The organism is Streptomyces guryensis, from assembly GCF_021261325.1.
In the GTDB taxonomy this organism is placed as follows: domain Bacteria; phylum Actinomycetota; class Actinomycetes; order Streptomycetales; family Streptomycetaceae; genus Streptomyces; species Streptomyces guryensis.
Genome location: NZ_JAJSBI010000002.1, coordinates 115206 through 136164, shown reverse-complemented (window position 1 = coordinate 136164; position 20959 = coordinate 115206). Strand labels below are relative to the sequence as shown.

General features: G+C 71.7%; 21 protein-coding genes. 8 read left to right on the top strand and 13 right to left on the bottom strand.

Annotation, left to right across the window (positions count from 1 at the left end):
- Positions 1 to 14: 14 nt before the first annotated feature.
- Positions 15 to 686 (bottom strand): FMN-dependent NADH-azoreductase, encoded by a 672-nt coding sequence (locus LJ657_RS04585; protein ID WP_232646912.1) that lies wholly within the window; start codon positions 684 to 686, stop codon positions 15 to 17.
- Positions 687 to 818: 132 nt separating this feature from the next.
- On the opposite strand from LJ657_RS04585, the gene LJ657_RS04580 reads away from it, so the two are divergent.
- Complete coding sequence (locus LJ657_RS04580) at positions 819 to 1745, top strand: LysR family transcriptional regulator (protein ID WP_232646911.1); 927 nt, start codon at positions 819 to 821, stop codon at positions 1743 to 1745.
- A 31-nt stretch (positions 1746 to 1776) separates the two neighbouring features.
- On the opposite strand, the gene pheA is transcribed toward LJ657_RS04580, so the two are convergent.
- The 5 genes from pheA to LJ657_RS04555 all read right to left on the bottom strand — a co-directional run bounded on the left by pheA (position 1777) and on the right by LJ657_RS04555 (position 8292).
- The gene (gene pheA / locus LJ657_RS04575) at positions 1777 to 2628 is read right to left on the bottom strand and encodes a prephenate dehydratase (protein WP_232646910.1); all 852 of its coding nucleotides are present in this window, start codon (positions 2626 to 2628) and stop codon (positions 1777 to 1779) included.
- Between the two features lie 9 nt (positions 2629 to 2637).
- Positions 2638 to 3042 carry a nuclear transport factor 2 family protein gene (locus tag LJ657_RS04570; RefSeq protein WP_232646909.1) on the bottom strand — a complete coding sequence of 135 codons (405 nt, stop codon included), beginning with the start codon at positions 3040 to 3042 and terminating at the stop codon, positions 2638 to 2640.
- A 15-nt stretch (positions 3043 to 3057) separates the two neighbouring features.
- Positions 3058 to 3981, bottom strand: coding sequence for an NAD-dependent epimerase/dehydratase family protein (locus LJ657_RS04565; protein ID WP_232646908.1), 924 nt, complete (start codon positions 3979 to 3981; stop codon positions 3058 to 3060).
- A gap of 27 nt (positions 3982 to 4008) precedes the next feature.
- Positions 4009 to 6765 carry a non-ribosomal peptide synthetase gene (locus LJ657_RS04560; RefSeq protein ID WP_232646907.1) on the bottom strand — a complete coding sequence of 919 codons (2757 nt, stop codon included), beginning with the start codon at positions 6763 to 6765 and terminating at the stop codon, positions 4009 to 4011.
- A gap of 603 nt (positions 6766 to 7368) precedes the next feature.
- Positions 7369 to 8292 carry an LLM class F420-dependent oxidoreductase gene (locus LJ657_RS04555; protein WP_232646906.1) on the bottom strand — a complete coding sequence of 308 codons (924 nt, stop codon included), beginning with the start codon at positions 8290 to 8292 and terminating at the stop codon, positions 7369 to 7371.
- A gap of 238 nt (positions 8293 to 8530) precedes the next feature.
- On the opposite strand from LJ657_RS04555, the gene LJ657_RS04550 reads away from it, so the two are divergent.
- Positions 8531 to 8695, top strand: coding sequence for a hypothetical protein (locus LJ657_RS04550; RefSeq protein WP_232646905.1), 165 nt, complete (start codon positions 8531 to 8533; stop codon positions 8693 to 8695).
- 10 nt (positions 8696 to 8705) lie between these two features.
- Here LJ657_RS04550 and LJ657_RS04545 read toward each other — a convergent pair whose 3' ends face one another.
- The 4 genes from LJ657_RS04545 to LJ657_RS04530 form a co-directional block, all read right to left on the bottom strand.
- The gene (locus LJ657_RS04545; RefSeq protein WP_232646904.1) at positions 8706 to 9176 is read right to left on the bottom strand and encodes a DUF6099 family protein; all 471 of its coding nucleotides are present in this window, start codon (positions 9174 to 9176) and stop codon (positions 8706 to 8708) included.
- 197 nt (positions 9177 to 9373) lie between these two features.
- Positions 9374 to 9700 carry a nucleotide pyrophosphohydrolase gene (locus tag LJ657_RS04540; protein WP_232646903.1) on the bottom strand — a complete coding sequence of 109 codons (327 nt, stop codon included), beginning with the start codon at positions 9698 to 9700 and terminating at the stop codon, positions 9374 to 9376.
- Positions 9697 to 10875: an AAA family ATPase gene (locus tag LJ657_RS04535; protein ID WP_232647399.1), complete on the bottom strand. Its 1179-nt coding sequence runs from the start codon at positions 10873 to 10875 to the stop codon at positions 9697 to 9699. Before LJ657_RS04535 ends, LJ657_RS04540 begins: the two co-directional genes overlap by 4 nt.
- A 310-nt stretch (positions 10876 to 11185) precedes the next feature.
- Positions 11186 to 11575: a cell division protein SepF gene (locus LJ657_RS04530; protein ID WP_232646902.1), complete on the bottom strand. Its 390-nt coding sequence runs from the start codon at positions 11573 to 11575 to the stop codon at positions 11186 to 11188.
- Between the two features lie 234 nt (positions 11576 to 11809).
- Between LJ657_RS04530 and LJ657_RS04525 the strand changes: the two genes are divergently transcribed.
- Positions 11810 to 13570 (top strand): hypothetical protein, encoded by a 1761-nt coding sequence (locus LJ657_RS04525; protein WP_232646901.1) that lies wholly within the window; start codon positions 11810 to 11812, stop codon positions 13568 to 13570.
- A 6-nt stretch (positions 13571 to 13576) separates the two neighbouring features.
- Here LJ657_RS04525 and LJ657_RS04520 read toward each other — a convergent pair whose 3' ends face one another.
- Positions 13577 to 14092, bottom strand: coding sequence for a YceI family protein (locus tag LJ657_RS04520; RefSeq protein ID WP_232646900.1), 516 nt, complete (start codon positions 14090 to 14092; stop codon positions 13577 to 13579).
- A 134-nt stretch (positions 14093 to 14226) separates the two neighbouring features.
- On the opposite strand from LJ657_RS04520, the gene LJ657_RS04515 reads away from it, so the two are divergent.
- Both LJ657_RS04515 and LJ657_RS04510 read left to right on the top strand, forming a co-directional pair.
- Positions 14227 to 14802 carry a MarR family winged helix-turn-helix transcriptional regulator gene (locus LJ657_RS04515; protein ID WP_232646899.1) on the top strand — a complete coding sequence of 192 codons (576 nt, stop codon included), beginning with the start codon at positions 14227 to 14229 and terminating at the stop codon, positions 14800 to 14802.
- Between the two features lie 64 nt (positions 14803 to 14866).
- On the top strand, positions 14867 to 17986 hold the full coding sequence (locus LJ657_RS04510) for an FAD-binding and (Fe-S)-binding domain-containing protein (RefSeq protein WP_232646898.1): 3120 nt from the start codon (positions 14867 to 14869) through the stop codon (positions 17984 to 17986).
- A gap of 9 nt (positions 17987 to 17995) precedes the next feature.
- On the opposite strand, the gene LJ657_RS04505 is transcribed toward LJ657_RS04510, so the two are convergent.
- Together LJ657_RS04505 and LJ657_RS04500 are read right to left on the bottom strand one after the other, a co-directional pair.
- Entirely contained in the window at positions 17996 to 18733 is a 738-nt protein-coding gene (locus LJ657_RS04505; protein ID WP_232646897.1) for a YcnI family copper-binding membrane protein, read from the bottom strand.
- 39 nt (positions 18734 to 18772) lie between these two features.
- A complete protein-coding gene (locus LJ657_RS04500) occupies positions 18773 to 19381 on the bottom strand; it encodes a hypothetical protein (protein ID WP_232646896.1) in 609 nt (202 codons plus the stop codon).
- Between the two features lie 108 nt (positions 19382 to 19489).
- On the opposite strand from LJ657_RS04500, the gene LJ657_RS04495 reads away from it, so the two are divergent.
- The 3 genes from LJ657_RS04495 to LJ657_RS04485 all read left to right on the top strand — a co-directional run bounded on the left by LJ657_RS04495 (position 19490) and on the right by LJ657_RS04485 (position 20790).
- Complete coding sequence (locus LJ657_RS04495; protein ID WP_232646895.1) at positions 19490 to 19948, top strand: DUF5990 family protein; 459 nt, start codon at positions 19490 to 19492, stop codon at positions 19946 to 19948.
- Between the two features lie 39 nt (positions 19949 to 19987).
- On the top strand, positions 19988 to 20482 hold the full coding sequence (locus tag LJ657_RS48515) for a DUF6153 family protein (protein WP_308117006.1): 495 nt from the start codon (positions 19988 to 19990) through the stop codon (positions 20480 to 20482).
- Between the two features lie 95 nt (positions 20483 to 20577).
- A complete protein-coding gene (locus tag LJ657_RS04485; protein ID WP_232646894.1) occupies positions 20578 to 20790 on the top strand; it encodes a hypothetical protein in 213 nt (70 codons plus the stop codon).
- Positions 20791 to 20959: the final 169 nt, after the last annotated feature.

The following is a 20959-nucleotide window of genomic DNA, read 5'->3' as shown; positions in this document are numbered from 1 at the left end:
GTTGTGGCGGGCGGTCAGGCGCCACCGTGGGTGCGGGCGCCGTCGATCGCGGTCTGGTACGAGGTGGCCGCCAGCTCCTTGAACTGGGCGAGCCGCGGCACGTGCGCCGACTTGGTGAGCTCCGCGTGCAGGAAGGTGAGGTCGCCGGCGAGACCGACCATGGAGAGGGCCGCCTTCAGGTAGGGCTCTTGGTGGTCGAAGTCGTGCCGGGGGGTGCCGGGGCCGTAGGCGCCGCCGCGCGCGGAGGCCACCACGACCTTCTTGCCGGTCAGCGGGCCCTGGCCGGTGGCCGGGTCGGCGATCAGCGGTGCGATCAGGACGCGGTCGAACCACGCCTTGAACGTGGACGGCACCGAGAAGTTGTACATCGGTACGCCGAGCAGAATCGTGTCGGCCGCGAGGAGCTCCTCGATCAGCGGCCAGGTCACCGCCCAGCTCGCCTTCTCCTCGGGGGTCTTCGCGAACTCGCGGGCCACGGCGAGGTCGCGCACGCCCTCCGTCTCCAGGCGGTGCATGACCTCGATCTGCGCGTGGTCGACGTGCGGTACGGGGTCGGCGGCGAGGTCGCGGTAGACGTACTCGCCGCCGGAGTTGGTCTTGCGCCAGGTCTCCGCGAACTCGCCCGAGATCTGGCGGGAGACCGAGCCCTGGCGGGGGCTGGAGTCGAGGTGGAGCAGGGTGGGCATGGCGGAGTTCCCTTGTCTGGTGCCCGCGTCGGGCGAGGTGGATGAAGCGGGGTTGATCTCCATTGAAATCTCCGGTCGGAGCGTTGTCCCGTAATCTGGCGTGATACTTCGTAACCGGAAGCGTTAGCGAGGATGACGGTGCTGGATGTACGGAAACTGGTGCTGCTGCGTGAGGTGGGGGCGCGGGGCTCGATCGCCGCGGCCGCGCAGGCGCTCAACTACACGCGTTCCGCGGTGTCCCAGCAGTTGTCCGCGCTGGAGTCGGAGACCGGTACCGCGCTTCTCGACCGTGGCAGCAAGCGGGCCGAACTCACCCCCGCCGGGCGGATGCTGGTGACCCACACGGAGCGGGTCCTCGCCCAACTGGAGGAAGCGGAAGCGCAGTTGATGGCACGGGACGGCAGGGTCACCGGCGAGCTGCGGGTGGGCGTACCGCTGCACGAGGGCCCCGCTCTGCTGGTACCGGCGCTGAACCGGTTACGGAAAAGCCATCCGGAGCTGCGTATCACCCTGCACGGTGTGCATCCCGACGAGGGCCGGCAGACGGTCCGCCTGGGGCGTCTCGACGCCGTCCTGGCCTCGGGCTACTCGCACGTGCCCGAGCCGCGGGTGCCCGGGCTGTACGAGGAGGAGGTGATCAGCGACCGCATCCGCCTCGCCGTCGCGCCCGGTCACCCGCTGGCCCGGGCCGAGGAGCCCCGGGCTCTCGCCGAGTTCGCGGAGGAGCCCTGGCTCCTGGACCGGACGTCCGGGCTCGGCCAGCTGGCGCTGCACGTGTGCGCCGGCGCCGGTTTCGCACCCGACATCGTCTCCGACATCGGGGACATGCAGGCGGTGTTCGGCCTGGTCTCCCTGGGCTGGGGCGTCGCCCTCGTCCCCGACCTGGTGCCGGACCGCCCGGGCCACCCTGTCACCCGGATCCCGCTGAAGGGCATCCGCCCCATCCGCCGTATCACCCTCGTCGTCCGCACGGGCACGCTGACCAGCCCGCCGGTGGCGGCCCTGCTCCCCGCGGTGCGGGAGGCGGCCGACGAGTTGCGCCGGGTGACGACCGACTGACCGCGCCGCCGTACGGGCCGGGGCGGTCGTGTCAGCCGGTTGCCGTCCAGCGGGGGTAGCTGCCCAGGAAGCGCACCTCCAGGCCGAGGGACCCGACCGCCGCCATGGCCAGACGGAGCGGGCCGGTGTCGATGTGGGCGTCCACGTCGAGGAAGAGGTGGTAGCTGCCGAGGGCGCGGCCCGTCGGCCAGGACTGGATCCAGGACAGGGCGATGCCGAGGGTGCGGAAGGCGTTGAGGACGTCGGGCACGAGGGCCGGGCCGCCGGGGCCGAGAAAGACCAGCAGGGAGGTGCGTTCGCGGGCCGTGCGGGCGGGGTGGGACCAGCGGGGGGCCACGGCCACGAAGCGGGTCACGGCGCCCTCCTCCCGGCCGAGGCCGCCGGCGAGGATCCTCAGCCCGTACAGGTCGGCGGCCGCCGGTGCCGCGATCGCCGCGTGGCCGGGCGCGGCCGTCTCGGCGACCTGCCGGGCGGCCGCCGCGGTGGAGGCGGCCGTCCTCGTACCGGCCCCGGGCAGCCGGGTGCGCAGCCAGTCCTCGCACTGGCCGAGCGCGTGCGGATGGCTGTGCACGGCGGTCACCTCCTCCAGCGCGACGCCCTCGGGGGCCATGAGCGCGAACGACACCGGCACCTCGACCTCCGCGTTGATGTGCATCTCCGCCGAGGCCAGCTGGTCCATGGTGGCGGGGACGACCCCGCGTACCGAGTTCTCCAGCGGCACCACCGCCGCGTCGCAGTCGCCCCGGCGGGCCGCCTCCAGGGCGGCCGGCACGCTCGGGAAGGGGCGGTGCGCCGGTGCGCGGCCCGGAGGGACCGCCGACAGCAGCCGGCGCAGCGCGGTCTGGGTGAAGGTTCCCTCCGGGCCGAGACAGGCGTACGTCATCGTCGCCCGTCAGCTCTCGATCACACGGTGGAAGGCGACGGTGTCGAAGATGTCCTCCATGCGCACCGCCCGGCCCTCGCGCAGCACCCAGGAGTGCACGAAGGGCTGTGTCTCCGTGTGGCCGCTCAGCGAGGTGATGTCCCGGTGGCCGAAGACGACCACACGTTCTCCCTCGCGGACGAACTCCACGGGGTGCAGCCGCATTCCGCCGAGGACGGTGGGCACGTGCGCCAGGAACTCCTTGACGCCGGCGTGTCCGTGCTTGGTGCCACCGAGGCCGTACTTGTGCATGCCCTCGGGGTGCACCCACTCGATGCCGGGGTCGAAGGCGTCCAGGAGCGCGCCCACGTCACGTGCCGCGAAGGCCGCGTAGGCGGCGTGGATCGGCGCCAGCGGATCGGGTTTGTCGGTCATGGCCTGGCCGCTCCTTCAGTTCTTGAGGTACTCGGGATACATGGCCTCGAGGGTGCGCCGGATGCCCTCGCGCCAGGGGACCTTGCACGGCCCGGTGAGCGAGCGGCGCAGCGCCGGGTCGAACTGGTAGGTCTCACGGGTGACCTCGCTCGGTACGAGGTCGGCCTTCACCCCGGTGAGCTCCTCCAGGTGGCGGACGCAGTCGGTGATGCCGACGGCCTCGTCGCCGCCCCAGTTGGTCAGGGTCACCGGGACGCTCGCCGCGTTCCACAGATGCGGGACCTGCTCGACGAGGTCGTCGGTGTACAGCAGCGAGGTCCAGTTCTGGCCCTCCAGGGGGACCGGGATCGGCTCCCCCGCGAGCATGCGCTTGAAGTACAGCATCGGGACACCGCCGTAACCGCCGGGGCCGTAGGCGATGTTGAGGCGGGCGATGACGGTCGGCAGGCCGAGGGTCTGCGCGAACGCCCGGACCGTGCCCTCGGCCGCGATCTTGACGACGGGGTAGGCGGGCAGCCAGTCGGCCTTGCCGTCCAGCGGGTCGGTCTCGGTGTATTTGTGGTCGAGGGTCTGGCGGGCGTAGAGGGCGCCGGTGGAGACGTAGAGGAACGCTTCTGCTGTACGGCAGTGAGTCATCAGGCGTCCCGCGGCGACGGAGTTGACCTCTACGGCCGCGTTGAAGTCGCCGTCCTCGCCGCGCCGTACGGCCGAGTGGAATACGTGGGTGAAGTCCTCCGGCAGGCCCTTGAGGGCGCCGGCTGCGGTGTCGTCCATGTCCCAGCGGAAGATACGGATGCCATGCCGGGTCAGCGCCTCCTGTGCCCCGGGGGTGCCGAAGCGGCCGAGCGCCCAGACCTCGTTGCCGTCGGTGAGCGCCCTGGCCACCGGTCCCGCGACCTGTCCGGTGGCTCCGGTCACCAGGATCTTCTTGCCGTTCAAGGTGGTTGTCCTCCTGGGGTTGGGGGGTCAGGCGTCGCCGAGGGCGCGGTCGAGTTCCTTGCGCAGGATCGACTGGAAGGTCGCCACGTGCGCGGGGCCCATCAGCGTGTAGTGCTCGCCGGGTACGTCGATGTAGCGGTTCTCTCCGGTGACGTGCTCGTCCCACCGGCGCAGCTCGTTGTTGAGCCAGTCCTCCTTGGTGCCGCGCAGCGGAATGGCGTAGAAAACGCTGAGCGAGCGGACCGTGCCGGCCGGCGAGTAGGTGCGTCCGAGATCGGTGAGGCGGTCGGCGAGCTCCGCCCACGCCTTGAACTTCTCGAAGGTCAGGTCGAGTTCCGCGAGCCGGCCCTCGGGCGCGTGGTCGATGAACTGGGCCAGCTGCTCGTCCCTGGGCAACGGCCGTAGCAGTTCGGGGAGTTCGAGGGACTGCTTCTTGTCGATGAGCTCCAGGAAGAACGCCAGGTTGGCGGCGGTCTCGATGAAGTCCAGTTCGTTCATGCGGTACTTGATGTGCGGCGGCAGGTTGAAGCTGCCGACGAAGTCCACGCGCTCGCCCTGAGCTTCGAGCACCTTCGCTATTTCGAAGGCGACGGCACCGCCGTAGGAGTACCCGGCGACGGCGTACGGGCCGTGCGGCTGACGGGAGCGGATCGCCCTGACGTATGTGTCGACCATCTCGGCGAAGCTCTCGAAGGGCTGCTCGCCGGGGTTGAAGCCGCGGGCGCGCAGCGCGTAGAACGGGCGGTCGCCGACGAAGTACTTGGCGAGGTTGACGAACACGAGCACCTCGCCGACGCCGGGGTGGACGCAGAACAGCGGTGTCCTGTCGCCGGTGGTCTGCATGGGGACGATCGGGTCGTACTCCTGCTCGCCGTCCGCGGCCCCGTCGAGGTGGGCCGCCAGCGCGCGCACGGTGGGCGACCGCAGGACGGTGATGATCTGCAGGTCGTGCGCGCCGAGGCGCTGGGCGACCAGGGAGCGCAGACGCAGGATGTCGAGCGAGGTGCCGCCGAGGTCGAAGAAGTTGGCGGTGGCGCTCAGCCGCCCGGGGTCGGTGTCGAACATCTCGGCGTAGATCCCGGCGAGGACCTGCTCGGTGTCGCCCTCGGGTGCGGTGTAGCCGCCGAGGCGGCGCAGGACGACGTCGTCGACGTAGGTCTTCACCTCGTCGTACGCCCCGGACTCCAGACGTTTGCGCATCAGCGCGCGCTGGATCTTGCCCAGGCTGGTCTTGGGGAAGGCGTCCTTCGGCAGCGGCAGGACGAGTGCGGGCCTGAAGCCCCAGTGCATGACGACGGTGCTGCGTACGGCGCTCAGCACCCGGTACAGCGCGAGCTCGTCGCCGTCGGCGCACTCCGCGTGGAAGGCGATGACGAGCTGCTCGGTGTCGCTGCCGGGGGCGCGGGTGGGGAAGGCCGCGACGTAGGAGCGGGCGACGTCGTCGAGGCCTTCGAGCAGGGTCTCGATGTCATGGCTGAAGTAGTTCACGCCATTGACGATGACGCTGTCCTTGCTGCGGCCGACCAGGGTGAGCCGGCCGTCGTCGATCCGGCCGAGGTCGCCGCTGCGGAACCAGCCGTCGGGTGTGAACGCGTCCTGAGTGGCCTGCTCGTCGTTGTAGTAACCGGTTGTGATCATAAGGCCGTTGAGCTGGAGTTCTCCCACCTCGCCCGCGGGCAGCTCTTGGTGCTCCTCGTCGGCGACGCGGATGCGCAGCCCCTCGACGGGGCGGCCCAGGTTGGCGAACTCCTGGCCCTGGTCCGCCGCCGGGAACTCGACGGAGTAGATGCTGCCGGCGCAGGTCTCGGACATGCCGAACGCCGGCCACAGGGCGTCGGCGCGCAGCCCGTAGGGCGCGAAGCGGCTGAGGAAGGTCTCGCCGGTGGTGCGGACGACGGCCTCGCCGCCGCTGATGATGTGCCGCAGCCGGGACAGGTCGAGTTCCTCGCCGTCCTCCTCGTCGAGCCGGTCGGCCTGCGGGTTGATCAGCCCCAGCAGGAAGTTGGGGGTGAAGGTCATGGTGACGCCGAAGCGGGAGACGATCCGCAGGAAGTTCAGCGGCTCCTGGAGCACCACGGGCGCCTCGACGTGCAGCTGGGTGCTGCCCGCGGACAGCGGCAGCATGTGGCATTCGAGCAGGGCGGCGACATGGTCGAAGGAGACCCAGTTGAGGCTGGTGTCGGCGGCGGTCAGCCGGTGGTAGCCGTTCTTGCCGGCCATGGAGGCGAGCAGGTTGGCGTGGCTGAGCATGACGGCCTTGGAGTTGCCGGTGGAGCCGGAGGTCAGCACGAGGACGGCGGTGTCCTTCGGGTCGGCCTCGTGGAAGGTGTCGGCGGGTTGCTCGGCGCGCAGCTCCTCCAGCGGGACGACGGACAGGCCCTCGGCGCGCGGGAGTTCGGCGGCGAGGGTGGCACTGGTGACGATCAGCGGGTGGTCGAGGAGGGTGTCGACGTGGGTGAGCTGGGCCGCCCAGCGCTCGGGGTCGCCGCCGAGGGCGGCCATCGGGCAGGGCACGAACCCGCCGAGCTGGCAGGCCCAGAACGCGGCGAGGAATTCCTGCGGCTTCTCCAGCAGCAGGACGACCTTGTCCTGGGGTGCGAGGCCGCGGTCCCTGAGGCCGCAGAGGACCGAGCGGGCGGCGTCGAGGAGTTCGGGGTAGCTCTGCAGGGGTGCGTCCCGGTCGTCCGCGCTCCGGGGGTAGCGCAGCCCGGACTCCGCGTGGTTCCGGGCGGCCTCACGCAACAGGTCCACGATGGTCCGCGTCGTCGTCACGGCTGTGGTCATGTGGGGATGCCTTCTTCCTCTGCGTCGGCCGCCGCACCCGGGATCACCGGGACGGAATGCCGAACGGTGTACGGAATGTCGTTCGGACGTACTGAGACGTACTGAGGGCGCACTGAAGCCGGCGCACTGAGGGCGTAATGATGATGTGCCAGGGCGGTATGGGGCGGTCGAGGCTCGAACGCATGCGAAATAGGGCAGCGAAGCCTGCACGAAACCCGGTCGGGAAACTAAGAAGCGGAACAGACCTCTCCGCTTCGCTCCGGCAATTCGGGCGAATACCTGTTCATCGTCCCCCATCGACCAGGTCGTCCCCTGGAGCCACGACGCCGGAGCTCCGAATACCCAGCGAGAATAAGAACGGCGGTCCAGCTTGTCAAAGGCTTAAAGGGACAGCAAAAAAGAGCGGGGAAAAGGGAGAAACACCCACCTGAGATAGGGGCAACCCAACCGTCACATTCAAACTTCCCGGGCGTTTCACAAAAAACTCGCCCGGCGGTTTTTCTGACGGCGTGCGTAAGCAATCGAGACATGTGGGGGAAAGGAAACGCCGCAGGCACCCGGAGCATTCGTCTCCGGGCGCCTGCGGCGGGCGGCGGGCCCGGACTACGGCAGCTGCGACTGCACCTGGGCGGAGATCAGTTCCAGGTGGTCCAGGTCGTTCAGGTCGAGGACCTGGAGGTAGAGGCGGCCGGCGCCGGCCTCCGCGTAACGGCCGATCTTGTCGACGACCTCGGACGGGGTGCCCGCCAGGCCGTTGGCCCTCAGTTCGTCGGCCTCGCGGCCGATGGCGGCGGCGCGACGGGCGACCTCCTGGTCGTCCTTGCCCACGCAGACGACCAGTGCGTTGGAGTAGGTGAGCTCCTCGGGCCTCCGGCCGGCCTCCTCGGCGGCGGCGCGGACCCGGGCGAACTGGCGCTCGCTGTCCTCGATCGAGGCGAACGGCATGTTGAACTCGTCGGCGTACCGTGCGGCCAGCCGCGGGGTGCGGGTCGCGCCGTGGCCGCCGACCAGGACCGGGATCTTCTCCTGGGCGGGCTTGGGCAGCGCGGGCGAGTCGGTGAGGTCGTAGTACTTGCCGTGGAAGTCGAAGGTGCCGCCGACCTTGGTCTGCCACAGGCCCGTGACGATCTCGAGCTGCTCCTCCAGACGGCCGACCTTCTCCTTCGGGAACGGGATGCCGTACGCCTTGTGCTCCTCCTCGAACCAGCCGGCGCCGAGGCCCAGTTCGACGCGGCCGCCGGACATCTGGTCGACCTGCGCGACCTGGATGGCGAGCACGCCGGGGAGGCGGAACGTGCCGGCGGTCATCAGGGTGCCCAGACGGATGCGCTTGGTCTCGCGGGCCAGGCCGGCGAGGGTGATCCAGGCGTCGGTGGGGCCGGGCAGGCCGTCCACGGAGCCCATGCGGAGATAGTGGTCGGAGCGGAAGAAGGCGTCGAAACCGAGGTCCTCGGTGGCCTTGGCCACCGCGAGCAGTGTGTCGTAGGAGGCCCCCTGCTGGGGCTCGGTGAAGATGCGAAGATCCATACCTCCATCCTGCACGCAACGGTGCCGGTCAACCTCGCCGGTCCCTCCGGGCACTCCCGTCCACGGTCGGGTGAAAATCCGTCATCGGCGGGCGGGTACACACCCGCGCCAGTGACCCGCCCTGGTGGTGGTCGTTGGCTCGTGCGGAGCCGGACCGCCCGGCGCCCGCGCCGGCGGTCGTCGCCGGGATGTCACCCGTTCGGCCTCCCCGAGGGGGCCCGGGGCCGAGGAGGCCGTCATGTCCGAAGAGTCCGTGCCGCAGCAGGGCGGGGGCACCGGCCAGCCGAAGGGCTTGCTGCAGCAGATGGAGGAGCTGATGGCGGCGCTGAACGCGGATCTGTCGGCCCTGGACGCGGACCTGCAGTCCGCGGGGCGGGGCGTGGAGGAGAGCGAGGCCGGCTGAGACCCGGGCTCTAACCTGCCTCCCTCTCGGGTAACACCTCCTCCCGGTCCGCGAGTCTGCGCAGCATCTCCCGGACCCGGTCCCTGGACTCGTCCGCCGCGTCGATGGCCTCCATGCACTGCCAGTAGGTGCTCTCGTCGTCCGCGGCGCAGGCGAGTCCCACGAGGGCGATGCCCACCTCGCCCAGCAGGCCGCCGAGACAGAGGAGGGCCTGTCGGGCGTCGCCCAGGTCGGTGAGCTGGGCCGCGCGCAGGTCCTCGGTGGCGAGGTGAGGGGTGTCGAGGACACCACAGCCGCGGCCTGCCAGCTCCGTCAACCCCAGTGCCTCGCCGCGCAGTTCGGGCGGGCCGGAGACGGCGAGGCGGCTGCCTATCGCCTGCGCCAGGGCCTGCGCCTGCCACACCTCGGTCATGGTCTCCGGAGCGCCGCCGCTCCCTGCAAGGGCACGTCTGCTCGTCACGATGAGCCGCACAGCGTCCATGCCGCTGCCCCCGTCTGTCTGGACGCGCTGCCCGCGCGCCCGCCCGAACTCCGTTGTTCACTACCCAGAGTGAGGGTGTGCGGGACGAAAAGCCAGAGGAAGACCGAAATCTGTGGACAACAAATCGATTTCAGGCTGGAATTTGACTCCGGAGAGTGAAAGTGGACTGAACCACTCCCGGCGGCTGCCCTGTTCGACTACGGCGCCGGGAACCTCCGTTCGTTGCGGTCGATCTTCGCGTCCAGCGCCGCGAGCGGGTCGATGTCCAGTACGTCGCACAGCTGCAGCAAGTAGGCGAGCACGTCCGCGACTTCGTCCGTCACGCGGTGCGCGGTGTCCGGGTCGTCCATGACGCGGGCCGACTCCTCCGGCGTCAACCACTGGAAGATCTCGACCAGTTCGGATGCCTCCACGCTGAGCGCGGCGACGAGGTTCTTGGGGGTGTGGTACGGCTGCCAGTTGCGGGCGGCGGCGAAGTCGGCCAGCCTGCGCTGCAGTGTCGCCACGTCGAGATGATCGGTCACGGCTCCAGGTGTACCACCGTGACGGGCTCCGGCCCGTCCACTGCGGCGGCCCACGACGCGTCACTGACCGTGGCCACGACGCGGATGTGGCCGCGTCCGCCCATGCGCAGGGCCAGCCGCAGAAGTTCCCGTCGCTGCCGCGGGTCCAGCGAGCGGTCGAAGCCGTCGGCGAGGACGGTGAGTGTCTGCATCGCCGCGGGCACCTCCGCGGCGGTGTCCACCTCCAGGACGCCCGGCCCGGTCAGCAGGACCAGCGCGAGGGCGAGATACCTCAACTCGCCGTCGCCCAGCCGCCGCAGAGCTGACCGGAAACCGTCGCCGCGGTCGAACAGCGCCTGGACGGTCCCGTCGCCCAGCGGCTCTGCGAGCACGTCGGCCACCGGCCCCGCGCATCCGGCGCGCACCGCGCCGACGAGCTGGGCGTGCCGCCGTCCGCACTCGGCGCGGGTGCGCCACAGGACGTCGGCGAGGTTTTCGCAGCCGCCGAGGAGCAGTCCGGAGCCGAGCGGGGCGGGAAACCGCATTCGGCCGGGGCGCGGATCGCAGGCGAAGACGGACCGCAGGGCGACCACCATCTGTTCGGCGGCGGCGAGCACCCGGCGCTGTCCGTGGGTCTTGCCGGCCACGCGCAGCGGCAGCAGCGCGGTGCCGAGCCGGTCGTCGGGCAGCGGAGCACGCGTCACGGGTGCCGAGCCCGCGGTGTGCCAGGCGGCCTGCACGGTGCGGCGGGAGGGGTCGCGCAGGGCGGTCTCCAGGAGCACCAGCCCACCCGCGGTCAACCGCTCGCCCACGATGCGCAGTTCGGGCTCGGCCTGCACGGCGACGTCGAGCCGGACCGGCCCCTCGGGCCCGTCGGCCGTACAGCCGATGCGGAAGCCGCGCCGCCGCTGCGCGTCGGGCCGCGCCCGCTGCGGCACGCAGTCGGCGGCGTCGGGGAACACCTCCCCGACCTCGGCGCCGCCACCGAGCCGGGCCAGCGCCTCGTACGCCCGCAGCGCGCTCGTCTTTCCGCAGCCGCTGCCCCCGGCGAAGAGGGTGACCGGCCCGAGCACGAACTCGGCCCGCCGATGCCCGGCGAAGGCGGACAGCCGCAGCTCGGTGACACAGGGGCGCTCCGGGCGGGCGCGGTCCGCGGCGGTACGGGGCGGGGACTGCGGAACCTTGGCCTCCGGCACACGGGTCTGCGGCCCGGCCGTCCTCCTGCGCGCAGTCGGCACCGACGGCGCCTGGACACCTGGCTCGGAGGCCGCGGGGGTGGCCGGCTCACATGCGTCGGTCGCAGACGGCGCAGGGCCGCCTGTTCCGGAAGATGTGCCGGGGTCGGGCTCGGGCGGCAGGCACGCTTGCGTGCGGGACGCCTGGCTCACGGTTCGGTCGGCGGGCCCGCACGGTACAGATGACACGGTCATGATCCGGACCGTAGGGCTCCGCCCGGGAGACGAACCGTTACGGCGTCGGGAGCTTCCTACGATCGGGGGACCAGGGTCAGGAGCCGGACACTCCGGCGCTCTCCATCAGGCCGGTGACCTCGGTGTCCGCCGGGGTCAGCAGGAAGACGTTGCGGTCGACGCGGTGCATGCCGCTCGCGAGACCGAAGACGACTCCGGTGCTGAAGTCCAGTACACGCTTGGCGACTTCGCTCTCCGCGCTGCTCAGGTCGAGCAGGACGGGAATGCCGGCCATCAGGGTCTCGGCGACCTCGCGGGCGTCGGCGAAGACATTGACCCTGAGGACGACGAAACGGCGGCGCGTCTCCGTCACCGCGTCCGGGTCCGCGCGGTGGTCCACCGCGGACGGCCAGGCGTCGCGGCCACGCAGCGGCACGACCTGGGCGAGCCCCTCCCACTGTTCATCGGTGACGTCGTGGCTGTTCACCGGCTCCCCCCGAACTGACTCGCACTCATTGCCTGCACCGGTCAATTCTTACGCCAAGTCACCCGTTCGGCCCAACTGCGACACGGTCCGCGACCGTCACAACCGTTTCGTCGGTGATGAGATGCCGTCAGGTATGGACCGGTTCCTGCCCTAACGGGGCTCTTACCCGCCTCACACCGGACTCTTCACCTCCGGCCACGCACCGCTCACCGGGCCCGGCTAGCGTGCTCCGACGTGCACTTGGCAGAAACGCAGCTGGTGACACCCGGCCGGCGGACGCAGTCGGCGGTGTCCGCCGCACCGGAACCCCCCGCGCAGTGGCATCGGGTCCTGACGCTGCTCGCGAACGTCAGCCTGTTCATCGGTACGCGCGCGATCTGGACCCAGGCGGCCAGTCACCGGCCACCGGTGGCCGCCGCCATCTCGGTGTGCTACGCCTCGATCCTGGTGTGCGGGGTGCTGGCGCTCGTCGTGCGCCGGGCCCGGTCGCTCGCCCGGCTCGACGCGGCCGTGCTGGTGACCGCCGTGGTCCTCGCCCTGTGCGCCTGGGCCATGAACCACGGCGGCTCGGACGAAGCGGTGCTGACCACTCAGGCCGCCAGGGAACTGGCCGCGGGCCACTCCGTCTACGGGCATCCGTGGCCCTGGCTCTTCCAGAAGGGCATCGCCCTCACCACGACCTTCGACGGCGGCTACGACTACACCTACGGCTATCCCCCGCTCGCCCCGTTGCTCACCGCACCCCTGCTGTGGATCGGCCACGGCGGCGCCCCGGCGACGGCGGTGAGCACGGGCGCTCTGATCATCGGCACGGTCGTGCTGTGGCGGATGCTGCCCGTGCAGTGGCGGTCGGCGGCGACCATGGCGTGCCTCGGCTTCGGGTTCCTGCCCACCTATGGCCGCGAGGGCTATCCGGCGATCACCGCGCTGGCCCTGCTGATCCCGGTGGTGGTCCGCTGGCCGCGGATCGGGCAGGGCGGACGACTCGGAGCTGCCGGTCTGGCGCGGGCCGCATGCCTGGGTGCCGCGTGCGCCGCACAGCAACTGCCCTGGTTCCTGACACCGTTCCTGCTGGCCGGCATCTACGCGGTGCGCCGCGGTGAGCTGGGCGGACGGGCCGCGGCGCTGGTGGTGGCGCGCATCGCCGGGGTCGCCGCGACCGTGTGGCTGCTGATCAACACGTACTTCGTCGTGAGTGAGCCGGGCACCTGGCTCAGCGGCATCGCGCTGCCGTTGATCCAGGGAGCGACGTTGCACGGGCAGGGCCTGGTGGGCGTCTCGCTGTACTTCACCAACGGCAGCGACCGGCTCGACTGGTACGGGCAGGCGAGCATGCTGCTGGCCGCGGCCCTGCTCGGACTGCTGATCCTGTTCATGCGCCGGCTGGGACCGGCGGCGACCGTGCTGCCCTGGTGCGCCTTCTATCTGGCGACCCGGTCCCAGGACGGCTACTACCTGATGATGACCCCGCTGTGGCTGGCGGCCGCCATCACCGCGCCCCCGTCCGAGTTCACGCGGGCCTGGCAACCGCGCCCGCGGCTGCTGACCGGCCCCCACCGGCGCCCCGCGCTGGTCGCGGCGGCCGTGCTGCTGGTCGCACCGGCCCTGGTGAGCGCTGTCGTGGCGGTCACGGGGAAGCCGCCGCTCAGGACGGAGATCGCCGCCGTGCGCCGGGGGGCGGCGGACGCGAACGTCCTCACGGGGCTGACCCTGCGGGTCACCAACACGGACGACAGTGCTCTCGAACCGCACTTCATGCTCACCGTCGGCCAGGGGCTGCGCCAGTACTGGACGATCCTGCGCGGGCCTGCGACCCTGCCCGCGCACACCACGGCCGGCTATGTGATCCGGCCGACCGATGGGAAGTTCACCCTGCCGGGGCCGAAGGCCCGGCTCCGGCTGCGGGTCTTCACGCCCACACCGCAGACGCTGTCCAGCATGGACCTCCACCTGCGGGTGAGGGGCACGGGTGTGCGGGCCGGCCGGTCCGGCTGACGGGCGTCAGACCGCCGAACGCACGAAGCGGAGCGTGGCGGAGACCGTGGTCAGACCACGGATCATGCCCATCTGGTTCCAGCCCAGGCCGAACTCGGCACGGTCCACGGTGAACTCCGTGTCCAGCGTGAGCGCGTCGGCGTCCGCGCCGGCCAGGCGCGCGGTGAGGGTCTGCGGACGGCTGATGCCGCGCACGGTCAGCTGACCGGAGACCTCGACGGTGTCGCCGGCCCCGGCCTTCGCACTGCGGACGGCGAAGGTGATCTCGGGGTGGTTCGCGGTGTCGAAGAAGTCGGCGGAGCGCAGGTGCTCGTCCCGCTTCTTGTTCTTGGTGTCGAGGGTGGCGGCGTCCAGGGTCAGGGTGCCGGTGGCGGAGCCGTCCGGCCGCACCTCGCCCTGTCCGCCCACGGCGCCGAAGGTGCCCTTGACGGTGACGAGGCCCCAGATCGTCTTGTGGCGCAGGGCGACGGCGGAAGCGGTGGTGTCGAGCTGCCAGACACCGGTTTCGACGGCAACGGTCATGATCTTCTCCAGTGAGCAGTGAGCGGGGATCCAGGGAGACCAGTGATTCAAATTTGGATGACTGCACGCTAGCTCATTATCCAAATATGGACAACCCTTCGGTCCAAAATTGGACAACGGGTAGACTCGACACCATGGCCGCCCCCGAGGAGCACCCCACCGACCTGCCCGAATGTCCTTCCGCGCAGGGTGATGGCCTGCTGCCCAAGGAGCTGCGAGCCTGGATGGTGATGCTGGGGGCAGTGGGGGCGGTGGAGCAGGAGCTGCGGTCGGTCGTCAAGGAGCGCCTCGCCGTCTCGCACGACGAGTTCCTGATCCTGTGCCTGCTTGCCGAGCAGCCCCGGGCGGGCGTGCGCATGACGCGGATCGCGGAACTCCTCGGCCGCCCCAAGACCCGCCTCACCTACCAGATCGCCTGTCTCCAGCACGCCGGGCTCGTCACCCGCAAGTCGGTCTGCGGCGACAAGCGGGGCATCGAGGTGGCCCTCACCGACAAGGCCCGCGGCCACCTGGAGGAGGCCTCCGGCGCCCTCGCCTCGACGGTCACCCGGGCCCTGACCCACGTCATGGGCCCGGACCAGCACGAGGCGATGTGCGGCCTGCTGCCCGAGCTGGCCAAAGAGGCCGCACTCGCCCAGGAGGCCGAACTCACCGGGGAGTCCGCGCTCACCGAACAGTCCGCGCTCGCCAAGGAGTCCGAGGAGCCGTAGCGCGGGTGGTCCGCCCGCTCCTGGGTACTCGGCGGTCCCGTGCCGGCGATAGCAGGAGGGCTCCATGGGCGCACTCGACCTGCCCGAACCCGTCGTCCGCAGCGGAGCGGCGCCCCCGGTCGACGCGGCGGCGCTGGAGACCGCGCTGCGCGAGCGGGTCGACGGCGAGGTCCGCTTCGACGCCGGGAGCCGGGCCGCGTACTCCACCGACGCCTCGAACTTCCGGCAGACCCCGATCGGCGTCGTCGTGCCCCGCACCCCCGAGGCGGCCGCGGAGGCGGTGGCCGTCGCGCGCGAGCACGACGCCCCCGTCCTGTCGCGCGGCGGCGGCACCAGTCTGGCCGGGCAGTGCACCAACGCGGGCGTGGTGATCGACTGGTCGAAGTACTGTCACCGCCCGGAGTCCGTGAACCCCGACGCCCGCACCTGCGTCGTCCAGCCGGGCATCGTCCTCGACGAACTGAACCGGCAGCTCGCGCCGACCGGCCTGCGTTACGGCCCCGAGCCCGCCACCCACATGAACTGCACCATCGGCGGCATGATCGGCAACAACTCGTGCGGCGCCACCGCGCAGGCGACCGGCAAGGTCGTCGACAACATCGCCCGTCTGGAGGTGCTGCTCTACGACGGCACCCGCTTCTGGTGCGGTGAGACGAGCGACGAGGAGTACGCCGAGATCGAGCGGCAAGGCGATCTGCGGGCCACCCTCTACCGGCAGTTGCGCACCCTGCGGGACCGGTACGGCGACGAGGTCCGCCGCCGCTACCCGGAGATCCCGCGCCGGGTCTCGGGCTACAACCTGGACTCGCTGCTGCCCGAGCACGGCTTCGACATCGCGGGACTGCTCGTCGGCAGCGAGTCGACGCTGGTCACCGTCCTGCGGGCGGAGCTGGAGCTGGTGCCCGTGGTCAAGGAACGGACGCTGGTCGTGCTCGGGTTCCCGGAGATCGCCGTGGCCGCCGACGCCGTACCGGCGATCCTGCCGTACGAGCCGATGGCACTGGAGGGCGTCGACGCGCGGCTCGTCCGGGACGAGCGGATCAAGCACCTGAATCCGAAGGCCCGCGCCCAGATGCCGGAGGGCAACGCCTTCTTGATGGTGCAGTTCGGCGGGGACACCCTTGAGGAGTCCGACGAGCGGGCGCACCGGATGCTCGACGGGCTGCACGAGTCCGAGCACGAGGCCGAGGTCGCCTTCCTCGACGATCCCGCCCACGAGGAGGAGCTGTGGCAGGTGCGCGAGTCCGGCCTGGGCGCCACCGCGCACATCCCGGGCAAGCCCGACACCTTCGAGGGCTGGGAGGACTCGGCGGTGGCCCCGGAGCGACTGGGCGATTATCTGCGCCGACTGCGCCGCCTCTACGACGAGTTCGGGTATCTCAGCGACACCGGCCCCAGTCTCTACGGCCACTTCGGGCAGGGCTGTGTGCACACCCGGATCCCCTTCGACCTGTACTCGGCCGACGGCGTGGCGGCCTACCGGCGGTTCATGGAGCGGGCGGCGGATCTGGTCGCCGAGTTCGGCGGGTCCTTCTCCGGGGAGCACGGGGACGGGCAGAGCCGCGGTGAGCTGCTGCCGCGGATGTTCGGCCAGAAGCTGGTCGACGCCTTCGGGCAGCTGAAGGCGGCATTCGACCCGCTCGACCGGATGAACCCCGGGAAGGTCGTGGCGCCGTACCGGCTGGACGAGAACCTGCGCCTGGGCGGCGACTGGGCCCCGTACGCCCCCCGTGACCTGCACTTCCGCTTCCCCGACGACGGCGGGTCCTTCGCCGAGGCCGCCAACCGGTGCGTAGGCGTGGGCAAGTGCCGGCAGCTCACCAACAAGGGCGGCTCGGTGATGTGCCCCTCGTACCAGGTGACGCGGGAGGAGGAGCACTCCACCCGGGGGCGGGCCCGGCTGCTCTTCGAGATGCTCGACGGGCACGGCGACAGCGCGATCCAGGACGGCTGGCGGTCCCAGGCGGTACGGGACGCGCTCGACCTCTGTCTGGCCTGCAAGGGGTGCAAGAAGGACTGCCCGGCCGATGTGGACATGGCCACGTACAAGGCGGAGTTCCTGTCCCACCACTACGAGGGCCGGCCCTGGCGCAGGCCCCGCTCCGACCTGTCCATGGGCTGGCTGCCGGCCGTCGCCCAGGCGGTGGGCCGGGCCCGGCTCGGACCGCTCGTCAACGCGCTCACCCACACCCCGCCGCTGTCCCGGGCGGCCGTGGCGGTGGCCGGCGTCGAGAACCGGGAGGTGCCGCTGTTCGCGGGGCGGACGCTGCAGCAGTGGTTCGCCGGCCGTCGCGAGCGGTACGGCGACGGGGCCCGCGGGAGCGTGATGCTCTGGCCGGACACGTTCACCAACTTCTTCCACCCGCATGTCGGGCAGGCGGCCGTGGAGGTGCTGGAGCGCGCGGGCTGGCGGGTCGAGCTGCCGAGCCAACCGCTGTGCTGCGGGCTGACCTGGATCTCCACCGGTCAACTCGCCGTAGCCGAGCGGGTGTTGAGCCGCACCGTGCGGCATCTCGCCGGGCATGTCCGGGCGGGCGGGCTGGTGGTCGGCCTGGAGCCGAGCTGCACCACCGTGTTCCGTTCGGACATGAGCGAGCTCTTCCCCGGCGACCGCGACGTGCGCAGGCTGAGCGCGCAGACGGTGACACTCGCCGAGCTGCTCACCCAGCACTCCCCCGGCTACCAGCCCCCGCAGGTGCCGGACCGTTCGGCGCGGGCGCTGGCGCAGGTGCACTGCCACCAGCATGCGGTGCTCGGCTGGGACGCCGACCGCGAACTGCTCGGCCGCGCCGGCGTCGACGCCGAGCAGTTGGAGTCCGGCTGCTGCGGGCTGGCCGGCAACTTCGGCTTCGAACGCGGCCACCTGGACGTCAGCGAGGCCTGCGCGGAACGCGTGCTGCTGCCCCGGCTGCGCGAGACGGACCCGGGGACGGTCCTGCTGGCCGACGGTTTCAGCTGCCGCACCCAGGTCCATGAGTTCGACAGCGGCGGCCACGAGGCGGTGCACCTGGCGGAACTGCTGGCCTCGGCGCTGCCGGACGGTGCGCACGGCAGCGCGTACGGCGTCGGCGCGGGCGTACGGCCGGCGCCGCCGGGCCGCCGCGCCCAGTCCCTCGCCCTGGCCGGGGTCGGGGTGAGCGCGGCGGCCGTAGCGGCGGGGGTGACCCGCGTGCTGCGGCGGTGAGGACGGCGGTCAGGAGGCCTTGGCGGAGCGGTTGCGGACGAGCGCGAACGCCGCTGCCGCCAGGCCCAGTACGCCCACGACCAGCCCGGCGACACCGAGTCCGCGGGCGGTGGAGTCACTGCTCGCCGCGCTCGACGTGGAACTGTCGGGGCTCTTGGGCGCCGCCGACGACGAGGCCGGGGTGCTGCCCTCCCCGGCACCCTTGGCGGTCAGCTTGAGGACCGGTGCCGGGTTCTCCGGCTCGTCCGCGCCGGACTGGGGCACGTCGATCCAGCGGACGGTCTTCCCGTCGGAGTACGTCTGCAGGGTCTTGAACGTCAACTGGTCGGTGCCGTCCGGCAGTTGACCGAAGGCGACGTCGAAGTCCTGGTACTGCCCCGCCCCGATCCTGCCGCCGGTCCAGGTGATCTCGGAGACGGCGTCGGTGATGGTGCCGTCGTCCGTCTTGACGGGCGTCTTCAGCTTCGTGTTCGTGACCTTCGCCGTCCAACCGTTCTGCGGCGGCGAGACGAGCACACCGAGGACGGGGTGGTCGGTGGGCAGGAAGACCTGCACCTTGGTGGTGCTGGCCGTGTCCTCCTCGTTGGGGACGCGGAAGGTGAGGACGCCGTCCGTGGCGCCCTTCGCATAGCTCTCGGGGTGGACGGTGACGTGCGCGGACGCCATGCCGGCCGCGGCCAGGAGCCCGGCAGCGGTCAGAGCGGTGACGGTGCCGGCGCGGCGCAGGGCGGTGCGTGCAGTGGACATGGGTGAGCTGATCTCCGTACTGAGGAAGGGATGCCGAGGTCAGAGCGCGTACGACATCCCCTGCGGCGGACCGCGCCGCTGCACCGCGTGCCGCAGCAGCAGCCGTCGCAGCGGTCGCGGACCGTCGGCACCCAGGCCTACGGTGTCCGGCGCGGCCGGCAGGATTTCCGCCCCGCCGCGCACCCGCCACCAGGCCGCGAGGCCCGGGACGAGCGTGGCGGTGCGCCGCAGCAGCGTCCACAGCGCGGCCTCACCGCGCCGCAGCCACCAGGTCAGCACCACGGCCGCGCCGACATGGGCGGCGGTGGCATGCGGGGTCAGGGCGTGGGAGTGGCCCATGTGCATGCCGCCCATGTCCTGCATGCCGTACATGCCGCGCATGAGCATCATGGCGTGCGGACGTACGGCGTCGAAGGCGAGGTGCAGCCCGCCCTGGGCGGTGAGCGTGCCCGCGCCGATCGCGGCCAGCGAGCGCTCCCGGGCGCCCAGCAGACACCCGGCCCCGAAGACCGGCACGAACCCGACGGCCTGCACCCACACGGGCGGTGCCGTGCCGGTCGCCAAAGCGTGTCCCCCGGCGGCGAGCAGCACGCACAGCGCGGCGAACACCGCCGCGCGCAGCACGCGTACCGCAGGAGACGCCCTCATGGCGCCCGATCCTGCCACGCGCCGGGGTGGCTCCGCCCGGCGGATCCCCCAGCGCACAGATGCAGACTGGAAAGCCACAGAGAAGGGCCGGGCCGAGGCGGTGACGGGGTGGTGGACGGACTGCGCATCCGTATCGACGGTGTCGATCTGCCGGGCCGGGCGTGCGGGCCCGACGGCGGCACACGGTCGTACACGAACATCCATGTGGCCGTGCAGCGCCGGGACCGGCCGGGCGAGCTGCTCGATCCGCAGCCCGGCGACGCCGTGTCCGCGAGTTGGACGCTGGAGTGCACGGTCACAGGTACGGACGTCAGGGGGCCGTATGTTCAAGGGCGTCCGGGCGGGCGCTTCGTCCACCTGTCCTGGGGGACGGTCGACGACTCCGCTGCCTTCGGCATGTTCCGGCGCGCCAAGCTGATGCTGGACGCCGTGCCCGCCGACGTGCTCGACACCGCCGTACGCGAGGGACTGCTGGTGGGGCGGCTGCGGCTGACCGACGGCCGCGGGAACCCGCTGTGCGCACGGGTGGTGCCGCCGCACATCGCCTGGACCGCGGGACGGGGGTAACTGCCCGGCGCACGCGGCGGTCTGCGTACCATGGGCGCCGTGACAGCCCGTGCCCAGCATCGCGACGCGCCGCCTGTGCGGGGCGCTGCGCCGACTGTGCGGATGTGCGGCTTCGCCGCGGGGCTGCGACTGGCCGTCGATCGTCTGCGGCATCGTCGTGGCTGGTCACGCAGTTCCCCGCGCCCCTTTCGGGCGCTGGCCGTGCTCGGGCTGCTGGCCGGGCTGTTCGCCATGCACGGCCTGGCTCCCGGCGGTGGCATCGTCATCGGGCACTCCGCTCCGCGGCACATGACGGCGGTGGCCGCCCTGCGCGGCGACTGCGCGGGCGACGACTGCGGCGGCGGTCACGTCCATCACGCCGACCGGACCTGCGCGTCGGGTGCCCTCAGCGGCGGGCCGACGCTGCCCGCCCTCGTCGCCGACCCGGTGGCGGTGCCGGCCCCCTGCGACGCCCCTTGCCCGTACGCGGGCACGGCCCCGGACGGTGCACGCGCGCCACCCTCCCTGGCGGAACTACAGCTCCTGCGGATCTAGAGACCACGCGGCACCGCGCGCCCACGACCGACCGGTGACGCGGTGCGCTTCGGCACGTCCGGATCCCTTTCACGCAGCAACGCAGGAGTTCCAGCATGCGCAACACCCGTACATCCCTGACCCGTCGCACCGCCCTGGTGACGGCGACGGTCACGGCCGCGCGCGCACCCGCTCCGAGCAGCTCCCACCAGCGGGCCGGAACGGCGGCCAGGGGCTGCAGCAGGATCTCGGCCTGGCCCCCGCAGGTGAGCCCTGCCTCCTTCACGCCCTCGTCGTGCACGGCCACCGCGACCACCCGGGCGGTGTGACCGGGCGGGAGCGAGGCGGCCTCGGCGACGAGCTGCCGGTCGAAGGCGCCCCGGTAGAGCCGGCCGTGGCAGCCGCCGTCCTCGTCGACGAGGATCGCGTCGGCCGGGTGCCGCGGCCCGAAGCCCCGCTCGCTGAGCGGCCGCCCCACGACCGCCGCACGGCCCTGCG

Bases quoted from the DNA above. Each gene is read 5' to 3' on its own strand.
- LJ657_RS04585 (WP_232646912.1), bottom strand. From the start codon at position 686: ATGCCCACCCTGCTCCACCTCGACTCCAGCCCCCGCCAGGGCTCGGTC.
- LJ657_RS04580 (WP_232646911.1), top strand. From the start codon at position 819: ATGACGGTGCTGGATGTACGGAAACTGGTGCTGCTGCGTGAGGTGGGG.
- pheA (WP_232646910.1), bottom strand. From the start codon at position 2,628: ATGACGTACGCCTGTCTCGGCCCGGAGGGAACCTTCACCCAGACCGCG.
- LJ657_RS04570 (WP_232646909.1), bottom strand. From the start codon at position 3,042: ATGACCGACAAACCCGATCCGCTGGCGCCGATCCACGCCGCCTACGCG.
- LJ657_RS04560 (WP_232646907.1), bottom strand. From the start codon at position 6,765: ATGACCACAGCCGTGACGACGACGCGGACCATCGTGGACCTGTTGCGT.
- LJ657_RS04555 (WP_232646906.1), bottom strand. From the start codon at position 8,292: ATGGATCTTCGCATCTTCACCGAGCCCCAGCAGGGGGCCTCCTACGAC.
- LJ657_RS04550 (WP_232646905.1), top strand. From the start codon at position 8,531: ATGTCCGAAGAGTCCGTGCCGCAGCAGGGCGGGGGCACCGGCCAGCCG.
- LJ657_RS04545 (WP_232646904.1), bottom strand. From the start codon at position 9,176: ATGGACGCTGTGCGGCTCATCGTGACGAGCAGACGTGCCCTTGCAGGG.
- LJ657_RS04520 (WP_232646900.1), bottom strand. From the start codon at position 14,092: ATGACCGTTGCCGTCGAAACCGGTGTCTGGCAGCTCGACACCACCGCT.
- LJ657_RS04515 (WP_232646899.1), top strand. From the start codon at position 14,227: ATGGCCGCCCCCGAGGAGCACCCCACCGACCTGCCCGAATGTCCTTCC.
- LJ657_RS04510 (WP_232646898.1), top strand. From the start codon at position 14,867: ATGGGCGCACTCGACCTGCCCGAACCCGTCGTCCGCAGCGGAGCGGCG.
- LJ657_RS04505 (WP_232646897.1), bottom strand. From the start codon at position 18,733: ATGTCCACTGCACGCACCGCCCTGCGCCGCGCCGGCACCGTCACCGCT.
- LJ657_RS04500 (WP_232646896.1), bottom strand. From the start codon at position 19,381: ATGAGGGCGTCTCCTGCGGTACGCGTGCTGCGCGCGGCGGTGTTCGCC.
- LJ657_RS04485 (WP_232646894.1), top strand. From the start codon at position 20,578: ATGCGCAACACCCGTACATCCCTGACCCGTCGCACCGCCCTGGTGACG.